Annotated in this window: 15 protein-coding genes; 14 read left to right on the forward strand and 1 reads right to left on the reverse strand. The window is 42.8% G+C overall.

Annotated features, from left to right (window positions below; translation table 11 throughout):
- Positions 1 to 91: 91 nt before the first annotated feature.
- The 7 genes from EYR97_RS03685 to flgL are packed head-to-tail and all read left to right on the forward strand — an operon-like array spanning position 92 to position 7,782.
- The gene (locus EYR97_RS03685) at positions 92 to 835 is read left to right on the forward strand and encodes a flagellar basal body rod protein FlgF (protein WP_131092479.1); all 744 of its coding nucleotides are present in this window, start codon (positions 92 to 94) and stop codon (positions 833 to 835) included.
- Between the two features lie 45 nt (positions 836 to 880).
- On the forward strand, positions 881 to 1,669 hold the full coding sequence (flgG, locus tag EYR97_RS03690) for a flagellar basal-body rod protein FlgG (protein WP_131092480.1): 789 nt from the start codon (positions 881 to 883) through the stop codon (positions 1,667 to 1,669).
- A gap of 11 nt (positions 1,670 to 1,680) precedes the next feature.
- Positions 1,681 to 2,361, forward strand: a complete 681-nt coding sequence (flgH, locus tag EYR97_RS03695; RefSeq protein ID WP_131092481.1) for a flagellar basal body L-ring protein FlgH — start codon at positions 1,681 to 1,683, stop codon at positions 2,359 to 2,361.
- A gap of 20 nt (positions 2,362 to 2,381) precedes the next feature.
- A complete protein-coding gene (locus tag EYR97_RS03700; RefSeq protein WP_131092482.1) occupies positions 2,382 to 3,494 on the forward strand; it encodes a flagellar basal body P-ring protein FlgI in 1,113 nt (370 codons plus the stop codon).
- A complete protein-coding gene (flgJ, locus tag EYR97_RS03705; protein ID WP_131092483.1) occupies positions 3,494 to 4,447 on the forward strand; it encodes a flagellar assembly peptidoglycan hydrolase FlgJ in 954 nt (317 codons plus the stop codon). The genes EYR97_RS03700 and flgJ overlap by 1 nt, the downstream gene beginning before the upstream one ends.
- 13 nt (positions 4,448 to 4,460) lie before the next feature.
- On the forward strand, positions 4,461 to 6,551 hold the full coding sequence (locus tag EYR97_RS03710; protein WP_131092484.1) for a FlgK family flagellar hook-associated protein: 2,091 nt from the start codon (positions 4,461 to 4,463) through the stop codon (positions 6,549 to 6,551).
- Between the two features lie 7 nt (positions 6,552 to 6,558).
- Positions 6,559 to 7,782, forward strand: coding sequence for a flagellar hook-associated protein FlgL (gene flgL / locus EYR97_RS03715; protein ID WP_131092485.1), 1,224 nt, complete (start codon positions 6,559 to 6,561; stop codon positions 7,780 to 7,782).
- On the opposite strand, the gene EYR97_RS03720 is transcribed toward flgL, so the two are convergent.
- Positions 7,779 to 8,768, reverse strand: a complete 990-nt coding sequence (locus EYR97_RS03720; protein ID WP_131092486.1) for a hypothetical protein — start codon at positions 8,766 to 8,768, stop codon at positions 7,779 to 7,781. The genes flgL and EYR97_RS03720 overlap by 4 nt on opposite strands.
- A gap of 241 nt (positions 8,769 to 9,009) precedes the next feature.
- Between EYR97_RS03720 and EYR97_RS03725 the strand changes: the two genes are divergently transcribed.
- From EYR97_RS03725 to EYR97_RS03755, 7 genes are all read left to right on the forward strand, one after another.
- A complete protein-coding gene (locus EYR97_RS03725) occupies positions 9,010 to 9,861 on the forward strand; it encodes a flagellin (protein ID WP_131092487.1) in 852 nt (283 codons plus the stop codon).
- A 702-nt stretch (positions 9,862 to 10,563) separates the two neighbouring features.
- Positions 10,564 to 11,409, forward strand: a complete 846-nt coding sequence (locus EYR97_RS03730) for a flagellin (RefSeq protein WP_131092488.1) — start codon at positions 10,564 to 10,566, stop codon at positions 11,407 to 11,409.
- A gap of 707 nt (positions 11,410 to 12,116) precedes the next feature.
- Positions 12,117 to 12,956 carry a flagellin gene (locus EYR97_RS03735; protein ID WP_131092489.1) on the forward strand — a complete coding sequence of 280 codons (840 nt, stop codon included), beginning with the start codon at positions 12,117 to 12,119 and terminating at the stop codon, positions 12,954 to 12,956.
- A gap of 93 nt (positions 12,957 to 13,049) precedes the next feature.
- The gene (locus tag EYR97_RS03740; RefSeq protein WP_131092490.1) at positions 13,050 to 13,532 is read left to right on the forward strand and encodes a flagellar protein FlaG; all 483 of its coding nucleotides are present in this window, start codon (positions 13,050 to 13,052) and stop codon (positions 13,530 to 13,532) included.
- An 11-nt stretch (positions 13,533 to 13,543) separates the two neighbouring features.
- Positions 13,544 to 14,974 (forward strand): flagellar filament capping protein FliD, encoded by a 1,431-nt coding sequence (gene fliD, locus EYR97_RS03745; protein ID WP_131092491.1) that lies wholly within the window; start codon positions 13,544 to 13,546, stop codon positions 14,972 to 14,974.
- 25 nt (positions 14,975 to 14,999) lie between these two features.
- Entirely contained in the window at positions 15,000 to 15,428 is a 429-nt protein-coding gene (gene fliS / locus EYR97_RS03750; protein WP_131092492.1) for a flagellar export chaperone FliS, read from the forward strand.
- On the forward strand, positions 15,425 to 15,760 hold the full coding sequence (locus EYR97_RS03755) for a hypothetical protein (protein WP_131092493.1): 336 nt from the start codon (positions 15,425 to 15,427) through the stop codon (positions 15,758 to 15,760). The genes fliS and EYR97_RS03755 overlap by 4 nt, the downstream gene beginning before the upstream one ends.
- The last annotated feature ends 34 nt before the right edge of the window (positions 15,761 to 15,794 follow it).

The following is a 15,794-nucleotide window of genomic DNA, read 5'->3' on the forward strand; positions in this document are numbered from 1 at the left end:
AATTCCAAAGTAAACTGCATTAAAAATCTACACATTGGCACTGCCCTTGCAAAATCACTAGTAAGGTTTCAATCAGAGTCAAAAGTCAGTCATGGATAAACTTCTCTATATTGCAGCAAGCGGTGCATCTCAAGATCTTTTGGGGACGGGGATCCGTGCAAACAACTTGGCGAATGCACAAACCACCGGTTTTAGAGCTCAACTAGAGCAGGCCCGCTCAATGCCTGCATACGGTGAAGGTTTGCCTACCCGTGTTTTCTCTATGACTGAAAGCCCATCTAATAACTATGAATCTGGCCCAATGATAACAACAGGCCGAGAATTGGACGTTGCCATTCAAGGGGATGGTTGGTTTGCGGTACAAGATGAAAATGGTCAAGAGGCCTATTCCCGTGATGGTAATTTTAAATTGGGTGATGACGGAATTTTGACAGATATTCACGACCGCATCGTGTTAGGCGACAACGGCCCAATTTTTTTGCCCGTTCCATTGGACAATTTGAATATTGCGTCAGACGGTACTTTATCAATGCGCCAGCTCGGTGCTCCTGAAACCGTCATTGAAGAGATTGGTCGGCTCAAACTGGTCAGCCCAAATTACGCCGATATGGAGCGTGGTAACGACGGTCTTTTCAGAATGGAAGATGGGTCAATTGCCCCTGAAAGTGCCAATGTCAAAGTAATGGCTGGCATGTTAGAAGGGTCGAATGTAAACGCTGTTGAAGAAATGGTCGATATGATCAGCTTACAGCGACACTACGAGCTTCAAGTAAAAGTGATGAAGCAAGCCGAAGAATTAGATACACGTGGCAACATGCTGCTGCGTCTTCTTTAGAACGTATTTTTATTCGTTGTTTTTACTACAACGTCGGAGGTCAACATGCATCCAGCACTGTGGATTAGTAAAACCGGATTAGACGCTGCTCAAACAGATGTAGCAGTGGTATCTAATAACCTTGCAAACGCTTCAACTGTGGGCTTTAAAAAAGACCGCGCGGTATTTGAAGATTTGCTTTATCAGAATATTAATCAACCCGGTGGTCGCTCGTCTGCTGATACTGAGCTTCCATCAGGTTTGATGCTAGGTTCAGGTTCGAAAATAGTAGCCACGCAAAAAGCGCATACTCAAGGTAACTTGTTAACAACAGATAACGCGCTTGATATGTCAATTCAAGGGCGGGGATATTTTGAAATCCTGCAACCTGACGGCACCGTTGCATACACGCGAAATGGTCAGTTCTCGTTAAACGATCAAGGGCAGGTAGTGACCGCAGGTGCAGGCTTCTTACTACAGCCACAAGTTGCAGTTCCTGAAGATGCCCAACAGATCACTATCTCTCAAGATGGCGAGATAAGTGTAACCATTCGAGGTCAAGCTGATCCTCAGGTACTCGGTCAAATGAATATTTCTGATTTTGTTAACCCCACGGGCTTACAGCCTATTGGGCAAAACCTCTTTGTAGAAACAGCATCTAGCGGTGCGCCCATTCAAGGTGTACCTGGTTTACAAGGTCTTGGATATATCTCTCAAGGTACTTTGGAAACGTCTAATGTGAATGTAACCGAAGAGCTGGTTAATCTTATTGAAAGCCAACGTTTATATGAGATGAACTCGAAAGTTATTTCATCGGTTGACCAAATGCTTGGTCAGGTTATTCAGCAACTTTAGTAGGTAGTATTATGCGTATTTTCGGACTCTCTGTTGCACTGTTTCTTTTAGGTGGCTGTGCTAGTACTAATCAACCTCCTGTACAAGCAAATGACCCATCATTTGCGCCAGTGGTACCCGATTATCCGCGTGAAACTATCGTCGAAGACGGCTCGTTATTCCGCCCTTACATGGCAAACAGTTTGTATTCAGATGTAACTGCACGTCGCGTTGGTGACATCATTACTGTGACGCTAAGTGAGAATACGCAAGCGAGCAAATCTGCTGATACCTCAACAGCAAAAGACACGAATATTAATTTAGATCCTATAACAGGGCTTGCTGGACAAGCTCTAAACCTTGGTGGTCAATCGGTGCAGTTAGGTATTAGTTCGGCGAGAGACTTTACTGGTGATGCGGCAGCTAACCAAAGTAATAGCTTAACAGGTGCAATTTCTGTCACTGTCGTTGATGTTTTACCTAACAATAACCTTGTTATACGCGGTGAAAAATGGCTAACACTCAATCACGGCGACGAATACATCCGTTTAACGGGAATTATTCGCCCAGCAGATATCAGCCCAGAAAACGAAATTGTATCGACCAAAGTGGCGAATGCTCGAATTCAATATTCTGGCACAGGCACATTTGCACGCGCACAGGAAAAAGGGTGGTTGACACAGTTCTTTGATTCCGCTTGGTGGCCTCTGTAGGCTGGTGTAGGAGAGTAAGTATGCGTTTAATTTTATCGTTCTTTGCCGTTATTGCACTGCTATTTACTATACCAAGCTATGCCCAGCGCATTAAAGATGTAGCGAGTATTCAAGGGGTAAGAAGTAACCAGTTAGTGGGGTATGGTTTAGTTGTTGGCTTGCCTGGAACCGGTGAGCAAAGCCCATTCACAGAACAGAGCTTTCGAACTATGCTAACCAACTTCGGTATTAGCTTAGATCCTAATGTAAAACCCAAAATTAAAAACGTGGCAGCGGTAGCTGTTCACGCAGAACTTCCTGCTTTTGCAAAGCCAGGTCAAACCATTGATATTACGGTGTCGTCTGTGGGTGAAGCGTCTAGCCTTCAAGGTGGCACGCTACTTCAAACCTTTCTGCGCGGTGTCGATGGAAAGGTATATGCAGTGGCACAAGGGAGCTTAGTGGTTAGTGGCTTTGGCGCACAAGGTGGTGATGGCTCTCGCATTGTAGTGAACACGCCAACCGTTGGGCGTATTCCCAATGGCGCAATGGTTGAGCAAAGTGTCCCTAGTGGTTTTGCTAATGGCGATACACTCACGCTAAACCTTCATTATCCAGACTTTTCTACAGCGAAAGCACTTGCAGACACCATTAACGAGCGACTAGGTGCACAGCCAGAAAATGGTTATGTTATTGCAAAACCAATTGATGCGGCGTCAGTAAGGGTTTCAGCCCCTCGTGATGTAGGACAGCGTGTAGGCTTTCTAGCAACTCTTGAGAACTTTTCTTTCACACCTGCTGACGCACCAGCCCGTGTTGTTATCAATAGTCGCACAGGCACTATTGTAATTGGAAGTGATGTGCGTTTGTTACCAGCGGCTATTACTCATGGTGGATTAACCGTTACGATTTCAGAGAATCAACAAGTTTCACAACCAAATGCCTTTGGCGATGGTGAGACTGCCGTGACTACACAGTCGGTCGTGGATGTTGATTTAGCCGATAGCCGTATGTTCAAGTTCGAACCTGGCGTGACACTTGACCAACTTGTACGAGCAGTTAATGAAGTAGGCGCTGCGCCAGGCGATCTTATGGCGATACTTGAAGCACTGCGTCAAGCTGGTGCCCTTCGCGGCGAGTTAGTGGTGATCTAATGGAAGCACTTAGCACGAAAGGCCAGCTTGATATGGCGCGAAATGTCCATGACATGGGCAGCATTAATAAAATGCGCGAAGCCATTGCATCTGGCGACAAAGATGTTTTACAAGAAGCGGCGCAGCAATTTGAAGCTATTTTCGTACAAATGATGCTGAAGTCGATGCGTAAAGCACAGGACGCCTTGGCAGATGAAGATAGTCCGTTCAATTCTCAACAGGTTAAATTCTACCGCGATATGCACGATCAGCAACTCGCTACAGACTTAACGTCTGGAGGCGGTTTAGGGTTGGCTGATGTGATTGTAAAGCAGCTTGGTCAAAACGAAGATAGTTATGTGCCAGCAAGTGTAATAAGAAGTGATGGCAATTTATCGTCGCTAAATCGCAGTCGAGTTGAAACCGTAAACCACGCACAGGATATTGCGCTAACGTCTCGTTCTATTCGAAGTCAATCTGCGCAAAAAGATGCCATGTTTGAAAGCCCTGAACACTTTGTTGAGAGCTTAATGCCAGTAGCAGAAAAAGTCGCTGCGAAGTTTGGCATAGATCCCAAGGCAATGATTTCACAAGCAGCTGTTGAAACAGGATGGGGAAAATTCGTAATCCATACCGCTGACGGGAAAAGTTCACACAACTTGTTCGGGATAAAAGCTAACAACGGTTGGCAAGGAGAACAAGCAATTGTTGATACATTGGAGTTTAATAACGGCATTCCTCAAAAACAAAAAGCTGCATTTAGATCCTATTCATCTATTGAAGATGCAATGGAAGATTATGGTCGTTTTATCACTTCTCAGCCGCGATATAGCCAGGCAGTAGAGAATGCTTCAGATGCAACCAAGTATACCCAGTCGTTACAAGATGCGGGCTATGCCACTGATCCTGAATACGCCAACAAAATAATGGCGGTATATCACAGTGAGCGACTTAATACGTCGTTGCCAAAGTAAGGGAGATTAACGAGTGAATACGGTAGATCTATTTTCTCTTGCAACAAACGGCGTTAACGCCAGCAGTAAATTGCTGCAAACTACCAGTAATAATATTGCTAACGTCAATACACAAGGTTATGTACGAGAAAGAACAGAAGTGCTCGATTCTGCCAGTTATGGCGTGAAAATTGGTAGTACGGAAAGGGTTCTTAATACGTTTGCACAAAATCAGCTTAGAAGAGATATCACTTCTGTGGCAGAGCTTCGTGCTTTTTCTGACAATGCTTCGTTTATAGATGATTTATTGGCCAGTGAGGCTAACTCTATTTCCAAAGGAGTTAGTGAGTTTTTTGCAGCAATTCAAACTTCAGCTGACGATCCTACAAATCTAGCTTCAAGAGAACAGGTTTTAAGTAAAAGCGAATCCTTGTACCAAAGAATGCGAACACTTTCTGACTACATGGTAGAAAAGGAAGAAGAGCTTAACCTTGAGTTTACAACGTTGGCAAATAGAGCTAACTCGCTTATCTCCAATATTGGCGAGTTAAATGAAAGTATCATTGTTGCGTATGCCAACAACAATAAAGATGAACCAACAGCATTATTGAACGAGCGTGACAGAGCTATTAATGAGCTGTCTGAAATTGTTGCAATTAATGTATCGGACATGAACAACCAAAACGGTGCGGTTAAGATTAATTTGATTTCAGGTGAATCGTTAGTACTTGAAAACGGTGACTTTAATCTCGTTCAATTGAGCTCAGGTGCAGACGTTGCGAATAAAGAAATCCAGCTTAGCACACAGTTCAATTCAAGTATTAAAAGTGACACTAACATTCCAATTTCAGAAGCGGATTTGGGAGGCACGTTAGGTGGTTTATATCGTTATCGCAACGAGGTACTTGGGCCAACAATGCGTGATGTTGGGCAGCTTTCTATTGCATTTGCCGATGCATTCAATTCGCAAAATAAGCTGGGTATGGATCTAGATGGTCAGCTTGGTCAAAATATTTTTGCTATTCCAACTTTTGAAGGGAAGGCCTACGAGGGTACTGTTGGTACTTTTGCAGTAACTGCACAACTAACTGAAGGTAAGGGTGCTGAACTGACCGATGCGGATTATAAGATCGAGGTGACAGCCGTTGCCGCAGGCTTGCCAAGTGCAATTGATATCACGTTTTTAAACCCTGACGGCACACCTAAAAAAGACGGTTCGGGCAACGATATCATTTTTTCAAGTTACGCAGTAACGCCTCCGGGTTTTACTGAATTACCCGGCGGAATTGAAATTGATTTCTCAGGTTCAACACCTTACGCAGTCGGTAATGAGTTTCTTATTCAGCCCACGAAGACAGTGGCATCTGAAATAGAGTTGGAAACCAATCGTCCAGAAGACTTAGCATTTGCTAGCCCTATTCGTGCCGGCGCAGACAGTACTAATTTGGGTAGTGCCAATATTACCAATACCACTGTCACTAATACTATTGTCGGTGCGGGTTCAGATCGCTCAGCATTTGATGGCGCTGGCGCTATTGATACAGCAGCTCCAGCACAGATTGTTTTTACATCTGCTGATACGTTTAACGTGCTTGATGGAACTGGAACAACAATTGCTACTGTTACAGGTGCGCCTAATTTAGATAATTTGCTCGCACAAGCAAAAGGCAGTGGTACTTGGCCAGGAGCATTCTCTGGGTTAAGTGATTACCCTGGATACGATTTCAGTTTAGATGGCGTACCAAAAGCAGGCGACAGTTTTTCTATTGGCTATAATACAGATGGCTTTAACGATAACAATAATGCATTGAAACTCGCTGAACTACAGAACAAGAATTTAGTTCAAGTGAGTAGTGAAGCAACTAATACGCCTCGTACTTTTCAAGATGCTTATGCGTCTATGGTAGGTCGAATCGGTGAAGAGTCTGCTATGGCTAGTGTTTCATTAACGTCGGCGGAAGCAATGAAAGTGCAATCTGAAAATTGGTTTGAATCTGTATCTGGGGTGAGCCTTGATGAAGAAGCGGCCAATTTGATTAAGTACCAGCAGAGCTACGCCGCAGCGGCAAGAATATTGACGACGGCGCAAGAGCTATTTAATACCATTTTGCAGTCAGCAAGGTAGGTGAGTAATGCGAATTTCAACGAATCAAATTTATGATCAAAACATTCGTTCGATCATGAATAATCAGGGCAACCTTGCGAAGACACAAGAGCAGTTAGCTACAGGTAAGCGCATCCTCACGCCAAGTGACGATCCCGTCGGTGCGGCAAAAGTACTGCGAATGACGGAGGAAATTGACGAACTTACTCAGTTTCAACGTAACAACGATTTAGTTACCGGCTCATTAGAGCAGCAAGAAGCTGTATTAACAAACATTACTGATTCTATTAATCGCGCGAGAACGCTAATTGTTCAGTCTGGTAATGGTATTCTCTCAGATCCAGATAAGCGCGCCATTGGTGCAGAATTGGAGCAAATCAAGCTTGAAGTATTTGACTTGATGAACACACAAGATGCCGACGGAAATTATCTTTACGCGGGCTTCCAATCTGGTAATCAAGCATTCGATTACAATCCGGCAGCAACGGGAAATGCAATCACTTTTGCAGGTGATCCTGGGGTAAGCTTCGTTCAGCTTTCCAATAGTTCAAAAATTCAATCGACTAGTAATGGTTATGAAGTATTTGAGAATGTGTTATCACGATTCAAGTTCGAAGTTCAGGCAAGCACAGTTGCTGATTTGGAAACGGCAAGCGTTAAACAGCAAGGTACATTTGATACGTTTTTTGACAAAAATTATGACCCGGTAAACGCGGGAAATAACGATTATAGAATCACATTTTTAGGTACCGGTCAGGCGCAACTCGTTAATCAAGGTACGAGTGCTGTGGTGGCCACAGTTGATTACACATCTGGTAGTCCATTTACTATCAAAGGTATGGAATTCAATGCAACAGCAGCGCCTGGCGATACGATTGATTTCTCATTAACTCCTCCTGAAAAAAAGAGCATGGCTCAATCTATTCATGAAATTCAAGAGATTTTAATGGACTCAACTATTGATAATTCTGCATTACAAGAGTCAATAGCCGACGCGCTTGTCGGCTTAGATAATGGATTAGAAAAGTTATCGTTAGAACGCGCCTCTATTGGTAGTCGTTTGAACATTGCAGAAAGCACCTACGAGAGCAACCTTGATATGGAAATCGCGGCCAGAGGCGCTCGCTCGGCACTTCAAGACATTGATTATGCTGAAGCCTCTACCGAATTTGCTAAACAAGAGACTGCACTAAGTGCTGCTTTAGCAACGTTCCCGCAGGTAAGTAACCTCTCGTTATTTAATTATATTTAAGTTGTCTTTGTATGGGTCTTGCACATCGAGACACCGGTTAATTTAGCGAGATACACTCGCGCTTGGTTGTCTACATGACAAGAATAATACGACATATACAGAGTATCTCCTTCAAGCACCAAGCCGGGGTAACTGGTATCGCCACTGCTTGGTAGCACGAGCATTTCAGTTAGCGATTTCGTTTTTGTATTGAAATGCCACAACCGCGTAGTAAACTCGCGCTTATGCCAATCGATATGACGACCAGCAACCAAAATATTGTCGTCATCTAAGGCTACTGCTGCAGGACCTCCAATATAAATACCCAAGTCATGCCATTGCCATTTAACATAGGGTGTAGATGAGGTGCCAAACTGAGCGCTGAAAGAGTCTGCATCTCTGCGCAAGAAAACAAGTGCGTTTTCATTGCTATCAAACAAAAAGGCACTTTCATTGGGGTAGCCTTTTTGGGACTTTGTTAGGCCAAAAACATTTTCTCGATAAACGTCCATCGAGCGGCTTGGATCGCCTTTGTACAATGATATGTATTGTGCCGCTCTATTGTAAGCAAACCCAAATGCTTCACCCTTTTTCCAAGCGTGATTCCAAAGCCACCATCCAGTTTTACCAAACGAGTTTGATGAGGACCAAGAATATCCAGTAGTGCTAACAAAACTCACCATCTTCGTTTGTCTATTTCCATCAGCTATATTCGTTTTCGCGAAAGCGGTTACGAGAAGCCGCGAACCATCAAAAGAAAACTTGGGGTCGCGTAGATCAAAGTCTGGCAAAATAAGTCTTTCTCTCGTTATCACCTGAAAGTTAACTTTGCTTAATTTAACGATGATAATTACACCATCAGGGCTCACGTGATTTCTCGCTTGTCTGTAACAACAAAACAAAGTGTTGTCACTAGGATCAAACGGATTTTTATGAAGATCAGTAAAGGCTGCATGGTCAGCTGGTTTTGAAATTCTAATTATCTTATCGATTTTTATACTGTCCACAGTAAGAATCTCCTTTAGAAATCTTCTACTTACATAAATCAATTTTCACTCGCTGCGGCAATATCTTACCGCCTTTCGGCAAAATTCGTAGTTTTTTCTAAAGGGAATGTGGATTGAGTCGATATAGATTCTGAGAGAGCCAGTTCATCAATTACCCCTCAGGTGTTGGTGACTACTAAAACAAAACGTCGGGTTATCCGACTGCCAGCGATAGCTGGACTGAGAGTGTAGGAGAGACATTATGTCTATGTTCGTCAATACCAATGTATCCTCATTGAACGCCCAGCGTCAGCTTTTTGATGTTAGCAAATCTTTGAGTACGTCTTTCGAGCGTTTATCTTCAGGCTTCCGTATCAACAGTGCTTCTGATGATGCAGCGGGTCTACAAATTACCGATCGAATGACTTCACAAGTTCAAGGTCTTAACCAAGCTGTACGTAACGCCAATGACGCGATTTCACTGTCGCAAACGGCAGAAGGTGCACTTCAAGAGACAACAACCGCATTGCAGCGTATTCGTACGCTAGCGATTCAGTCTCAAAACGGCATCAATACGTCGGCTGATCGCAAAGCATTACAAAAAGAAGTGTCTGCGTTGCGTACAGAGATATCACGTATTTCAACAACAACGCAATTTGCTGGTGTAGACATCTTAACGGGTGATTACTCTGCTAAATTCCTAGTGGGTGCGAATGAAGGTCAAACTATTTCGGTTAACTTGTCTTCACAAACACTAACCAATGCAGGGGTTGATGGCTTTAGTGCGACAGGTTTGGGTATCACAGGAGCCAATGTTGACGTACTGACAAGTGATAACGCTTCAGGCTTAATGGCGAAGATTGATACTGCCATCTCGGCTATCGGGGGTCTTCGTGCCGACTTAGGTGCGCTTCAAAACCGTTTCCAGTCAACTATTCGGAATTTGAGCAATATCTCTGAAAACGTGTCAGCAGCGCGTTCACAAATCAAAGATACTGACTTTGCTACTGAAACTGCAAACTTGACGCGTAACCAGATTATACAGCAGGCAAGTACTACTGTGTTGTCTCAGGCTAACCAGCGTCCTCAAGCAGCACTTCAGCTACTTGGTTAATCGCAAAAGCGAGAGTGGGGCCAGGAGGTAGTGCTCTAGTCCACAATAGATAAACGTAAAGGCTGATACAGTGTTGTGTCAGCCTTTTTGTTTTCTGAGACTGTCTGGATGTCAAATTTTGCTCTCTTACTCGTTTTTATGGTTCTTAACCATATGATTTAAATTGCATTTTTTATTTTTTTAAATAAAACAGATAATTTTCTAAAAAAATCCTAAAGGAAATTCCTAAGAATGACGATAACTATTACAAAGGGAGAGTAAAGTAGGTTTTTATCTCCTGGTGCTACAAATATTGATCTTAAAGTGTCTTAAATGGCTTTTTTGTTCGGCTTTGTTTGTTTTTGATTTAATTTATTGTCTATAAAAATCAATTGATTAAAAGTTTAAAAATAAATAAAAAACAATTAAAGTAATTCTGGTTTAAGGTCGATAAAAAGGAAGGTTTGCTAGTGTTGATGGAGCTGCTGACCGGCGAGAATGAAGCCAGGAGGTAGTGAGAGGTTTGAGGTCTGGAACAACAAACCCACCAGCCAGCAAAGAGAAGTAACTTCTCTACTTAGCAAGTTTTACCGGTAGTGTGCCGATAAAACGTCAGATTACTCTGACATTTGTTATCAAAGCACAGGCTATGCCAAATATTTAAAATAATCGCGCAAATAACAAAAATAATAGCGCACACTTAAAACTGTTAGGAGAGACCCCATGAGTCTATTTGTAAATACCAACGTATCGTCGCTAAATGCACAACGTCAATTGTTCACAACTGGTAATAACCTAAGTACTGCTTTCGAACGTCTATCATCTGGCTTCAGAATTAACAGTGCAGCGGATGATGCCGCAGGTCTTCAGATTACTGACCGTATGACTTCTCAGGTTCAAGGGTTGAACCAAGCAGTTCGAAATGCAAATGATGGTATTTCACTTGCGCAAACCGCTGAAGGAGCGATGCAAGAGACTACAACTGCACTACAACGTATTCGTACGCTAGCTATTCAATCGCAAAACGGTATCAATACTTCTGCAGACCGCCTAGCGTTACAAAAAGAAGTTTCAGCACTACGCACAGAAATTTCTAGAATTTCTACAACCACACAATTCGCTGGGGTTGACGTACTAACTGGTGATTTCTCGGCAAAATTCCTAGTAGGTGCAAATGCTGGACAGACTATTTCTGTTAACTTATCTACTGCAGCCCTAGCACGTGCAGGTGTAAATGGTTTTAGTGCAACTGGCCTTGGTATTACAGATGACGACGTACTAACGGAACAAGCAGCGTCGCGCCTGCTTACCGCAGTAGACTCTGCTATATCAGCAATCGGTGGCATGCGAGCTGACTTGGGTGCGTTACAAAACCGCTTCCAGTCAACAATTCGTAACTTGAGTAACATATCTGAAAATGTATCTGCGGCAAGATCGCGAATTAAAGATGCAGACTTTGCCACTGAAACGGCAGAACTAAGCCGTAATCAGATTCTACAGCAAGCAAGCACCACTATTCTTGCTCAGGCGAACCAGCGTCCACAAGCCGCTCTATCGCTATTAGGTTAATATACTTCGGGCATTGATTTGGGAAGGAGTTGAGAGGCCATCCCCTAAAAGAAAAGGTACGCGGCAGCGATGCCGCTCCTTTTAAGAAAATGCCGACTAACAGGACTGAGAGTGTAGAAGTGTTGGTTGAGAGGCCAGTTTATCCTACTAAACCCTGCCAGCCGACAGAAGCTGAATTTGCTCAATCTCCTAACATGAGCAAATTGGCCGAGACCTAGTGTCTCGGCTTTTTTTATTTTTTCCGAGACATCCCGCCAATTTCAAACAACAGTGAGCAAAGCTGTTTGTTCGATATACTTTAAGCACTTTACATGCCAACAAAAAAGTAGAGCAATATTTCTAAATTTTTCTGCACCACTTTTTCGACATTTTCTTAAATCATCCAGCGATACTTTCTTTCATAAATCTAAAATACGCAATCTATTTTCATCAGTTAAAAATAAAAAAACTGATAGCGCGCTATGTTTTTTTAAAATTTTATCAATTTTAAATTCTTATATTTCAATTGTTTACGTGCGTTTCAGAGAGGTGAAATAAAAAAATCAAAAAAAACTAAAGAACCTAAAGCTTTGGCCGATACCTATTGTTGAGGGGTAATTTAATTTACTTTTAAGAGAGGGGCTAGTCGGGAGTAGTGACCCAGCTAGTTTGAACTGGAAGGGTTTGATGATACCACAACGGCCATCGAATCCCTAGGAGGTAATCTAATGTCTTTATTTGTAAATACTAATGTGTCTTCGTTAAACGCACAGCGCCAGCTTTTTGACGTTAACGATCGCTTAAACACATCGTTTGAAAGACTTTCATCGGGATTCCGTATTAACAGCGCTGCAGATGATGCTGCTGGTCTTCAAATCTCTGATCGTCTTACATCACAGGTTCAAGGTCTTAACCAAGCCGTTCGTAATGCCAATGATGCTATCTCATTGTCGCAAACTGCCGAAGGTGCATTAAGTGAGGTAACAACAAGTTTACAGCGTATTCGTACACTTGCAGTTCAATCACAAAATGGTATCAACAGTTCAGCGGACCGTTTGGCATTGCAAAAAGAAGTGTCTGCATTGCGCACAGAAATTTCGCGTATTGCAACTGACACTCAGTTTGGTAACGTAAATCTTCTGGATGGAAAGTTTTCTGCAAAGTTCCTAGTAGGTGCTAACGAGGGACAAACAATTTCTGTCAATCTTTCGTCGACTAATCTGGGTTCTATCAGTGGTTTTAGTGCTACAGGTTTAGGTATAACCACTAACGATGTAAAAACAGCGGGTGGAGCTTCTGCACTATTGGCTGACATTGACGGTGCTATATCTGGTATTGGTGCGGTTCGAGCTGATTTGGGTGCGTTGCAAAACCGTTTTCAATCGACTATTCGTAACCTAAGTAACATTAGTGAAAACTTGTCTGCAGCACGTTCTCAGATTCGTGACACTGATTTTGCTGCGGAGACGGCGGAACTTACTCGGAATCAGATCGTACAGCAAGCGTCAGTTTCAGTACTCAGCCAGGCAAATCAGCGTCCACAAACTGCGTTGTCATTGCTTGGATAAGCTATACTATTATCAGTTACCTTAATTGAGATGTAACGGGTGTTTGCTTTTTATGCAAAGGCCCGTTTTGTCGTTTCAGTAAGGAGGTATTAAGTGGATATTCAAAGTAATCAAAATGGCCAAGCTTTTGCATCTACAATTAGTGCACTGCCAGTAAAAACTGAAAGGCCTGTTTCGCCAGAGCCCGAAGCTAATAACGATGAGCAGTCGGCTAGCGGGAATAGAGTTAATGCTAGCGATACAGTGAGTGTCTCAAGTGTTACTGTAAAAGATAACCAAAAATTGTCTCAAGCTTCTGAGCTACAGGCCGATAAATCAGGAGTAGAGAGGGATGGTGTGCAGCTTGAGGAAGCTGTTGCCAAGGTTGAATCATTCTTAAAAGTTCAGAATCGAGATTTGGCGTTTACCATTGACGAAGATACCAATCGTTCAGTAGTAACGGTAAAAGATTCACAATCTGGTGATGTAATACGGCAAATTCCTTCCGAAGAAGTGCTAAAACTTGCCGAGCGGATCCAAGAATTACAACAGGATGTTGGGAACAGTGTGGGAGTGTTTATAAACAATCAGGTTTAATGAGGTAATGTATGACAATTCAGTCTCTTGGTGTGGGATCAGGCTTAGCCCTCGATGATCTTGTACAGCAGCTTTTGACCGCGGAAAGACAGCCTAAAGAAAACCGTCTTAACGAGAAAGAAGAGCGTATAGAGGCTGAGATATCAGGCCTCGGTCAAATTAAGTCTAAACTTTCCGATTTCAAAGATGCGGTTGATGAGCTGCGTAGCGACAATGGCATCAACGGTCGCGAACCTACAATAACCAACCCCTCTGAAGATAACGATGTTTTGTCGGCCGAAGCGTCTAATTCTGCATTGCGTGGAAATTATCAAATTTCAGTAGAGCAATTAGCCTCGGGCAGCCGTATAACAACTGATGCAGGGGCATTTACGTCCAGCAGTGATGCTGTTCTCACATCTGGTACAGGCTCGTTGACATTCAATGTAGGTGCATCTAATACGTTCACTGTGGACGTAACGGCAGGCATGTCGTTGACAACGCTGCGTGAAAAAATCAATAACGCAGAGGATAATTTTGGTGTTACAGCGAATATTATCGACACGGGTACCGGTGCAGGGCCTCGTCTAGTTTTCTCATCGAGTGAAACCGGTGATGGTAATGACTTAGTAATTAACAATGACACCGGAGCTACTGAATTAGATAGGCTATCAACTACAGGCGGCACAGCGAATATTAGCGCAGCTAACATTGAAGGTGCAAAAAATGCCATTGCTTATGTTGATGGTATCGAAGTACAAAGTAGCTCGAACAAGTTTGAAAACACCATTCAAAACGTTTCATTTGAAGTGAATGAAGTGTCGCCTAAAAATTCGGTGGGTGAATTTTTAACCACAAAGTTGAACATCGGTTATGACAAAGAAGGTCTAGACAAAAAAATTAGAGACTTCATAGATAACTATAATTCACTAATGGACGAGATACAAACACTCACTCGCTACGGTGAATCAGAGCTTGAAGACGATGGTGCTTTAGCTGGAGATTCCTTATTGCGTGGTATTCAAACGGGGCTAGCTTCCATCATTGGTGGTAGTGTGAGTTCTTCTTCGCTCGGAGGTTTGTTTCAAATCGGTATTGAGTTTGACGATGACGGTAAATTAGAGCTTGGTACCACTGACTTTGGATTGGGTTCTGGCGAAGATCGTTTGGAAGATGCTTTAGAAGATAATTTTGATGAAATCGCCAAGTTGTTTACCGATGACGAAGAAGGTATAGCAACTCGTTTGTACGAATTTTCTAAAGAGTATACATCATATAGTGGTTTGATCAGTTTGCGTGAAAGATCTGCAAAAGATAACCGGGATGAACTGTACGACGAACGCGAAACATTAGAATTACGGATGTTGAACTACGAAGAAATTCTTCGTGATAAGTATTTAAACCTCGATCAAACCGTAGCGCAGTTAAATCAAACAGGCTCTGCGTTGTTGGCATCGTTGTAAGCAATAAAAGTGTTGGAGTTATTTTATGTCACTAAAAGGTATTAACGCGTATCGTAAAGGCAACCTTAAACAGGATATTGCTAATGCTGATCCGCATAAATTGACCCTGATGTTATTGCAAGGTGCGCTTGACCGTATAGCGTATGCTAAGGGCGCAATGGAGCGCAAAGATTATTCTGAAAAGGCGAGCTACATTTCAAAGGCAAGTGCCATTATTATGCATTTACGCGACACCCTTGACCTAGCGGCAGGTGGGGAGGTTGCTGATAATATGTTCGCACTTTACAACTATATGGTTGAGCGTTTGAGTGATGCACACGTCAGTAACGACTTGAAAATTTTAGATGAAGTATCTAGCCTATTAACACCAATTCGTGACGCATGGGTGCAGATTCCTGAAGAAGCTAAACAGGAAGCGTATGAAGCCCAGCGTCAAAAAAGACAAGCTGTGTGAATATCGACGATTTAAATCATTCTAAAACTCCCACTGCGCTACAAGAGATTAATGTCAAAATTGTAGCGCAATTGGATGAAAGCGCTAATGCTTCTCAAGAGCCAGACGCTAAATCCGACTTTTCCGAATTCAAAGCACTTCTAGTACTTCGTGACGAAGTCATAAGACAGCACTTGGACACTTTACACCCTGAAGAAAAACAAGTGTTTGCAAAACTTGAACTTGATGTCAATAATACACTTAAAGAAATGGCGCAGAGCTTGCTTGTAGATGCGAAAAAAGACATCACGCATTTTGTTCGAAGCAGATCAGCGGTACAAAAATATAAGTAGCTTTACAGTACACTGTGCTTAATTCGAATATTCA

Source organism: Alteromonas sp. KUL42, from assembly GCF_006538325.1.
In the GTDB taxonomy this organism is placed as follows: Bacteria; Pseudomonadota; Gammaproteobacteria; order Enterobacterales; family Alteromonadaceae; genus Alteromonas.

Bases quoted from the DNA above. Each gene is read 5' to 3' on its own strand.
- fliS (WP_131092492.1), top strand. From the start codon at position 15,000: ATGTCACTAAAAGGTATTAACGCGTATCGTAAAGGCAACCTTAAACAG.
- EYR97_RS03685 (WP_131092479.1), top strand. From the start codon at position 92: ATGGATAAACTTCTCTATATTGCAGCAAGCGGTGCATCTCAAGATCTT.
- flgH (WP_131092481.1), top strand. From the start codon at position 1,681: ATGCGTATTTTCGGACTCTCTGTTGCACTGTTTCTTTTAGGTGGCTGT.
- flgJ (WP_131092483.1), top strand. From the start codon at position 3,494: ATGGAAGCACTTAGCACGAAAGGCCAGCTTGATATGGCGCGAAATGTC.
- flgL (WP_131092485.1), top strand. From the start codon at position 6,559: ATGCGAATTTCAACGAATCAAATTTATGATCAAAACATTCGTTCGATC.
- flgG (WP_131092480.1), top strand. From the start codon at position 881: ATGCATCCAGCACTGTGGATTAGTAAAACCGGATTAGACGCTGCTCAA.
- EYR97_RS03730 (WP_131092488.1), top strand. From the start codon at position 10,564: ATGAGTCTATTTGTAAATACCAACGTATCGTCGCTAAATGCACAACGT.
- fliD (WP_131092491.1), top strand. From the start codon at position 13,544: ATGACAATTCAGTCTCTTGGTGTGGGATCAGGCTTAGCCCTCGATGAT.
- EYR97_RS03735 (WP_131092489.1), top strand. From the start codon at position 12,117: ATGTCTTTATTTGTAAATACTAATGTGTCTTCGTTAAACGCACAGCGC.
- EYR97_RS03700 (WP_131092482.1), top strand. From the start codon at position 2,382: ATGCGTTTAATTTTATCGTTCTTTGCCGTTATTGCACTGCTATTTACT.
- EYR97_RS03725 (WP_131092487.1), top strand. From the start codon at position 9,010: ATGTCTATGTTCGTCAATACCAATGTATCCTCATTGAACGCCCAGCGT.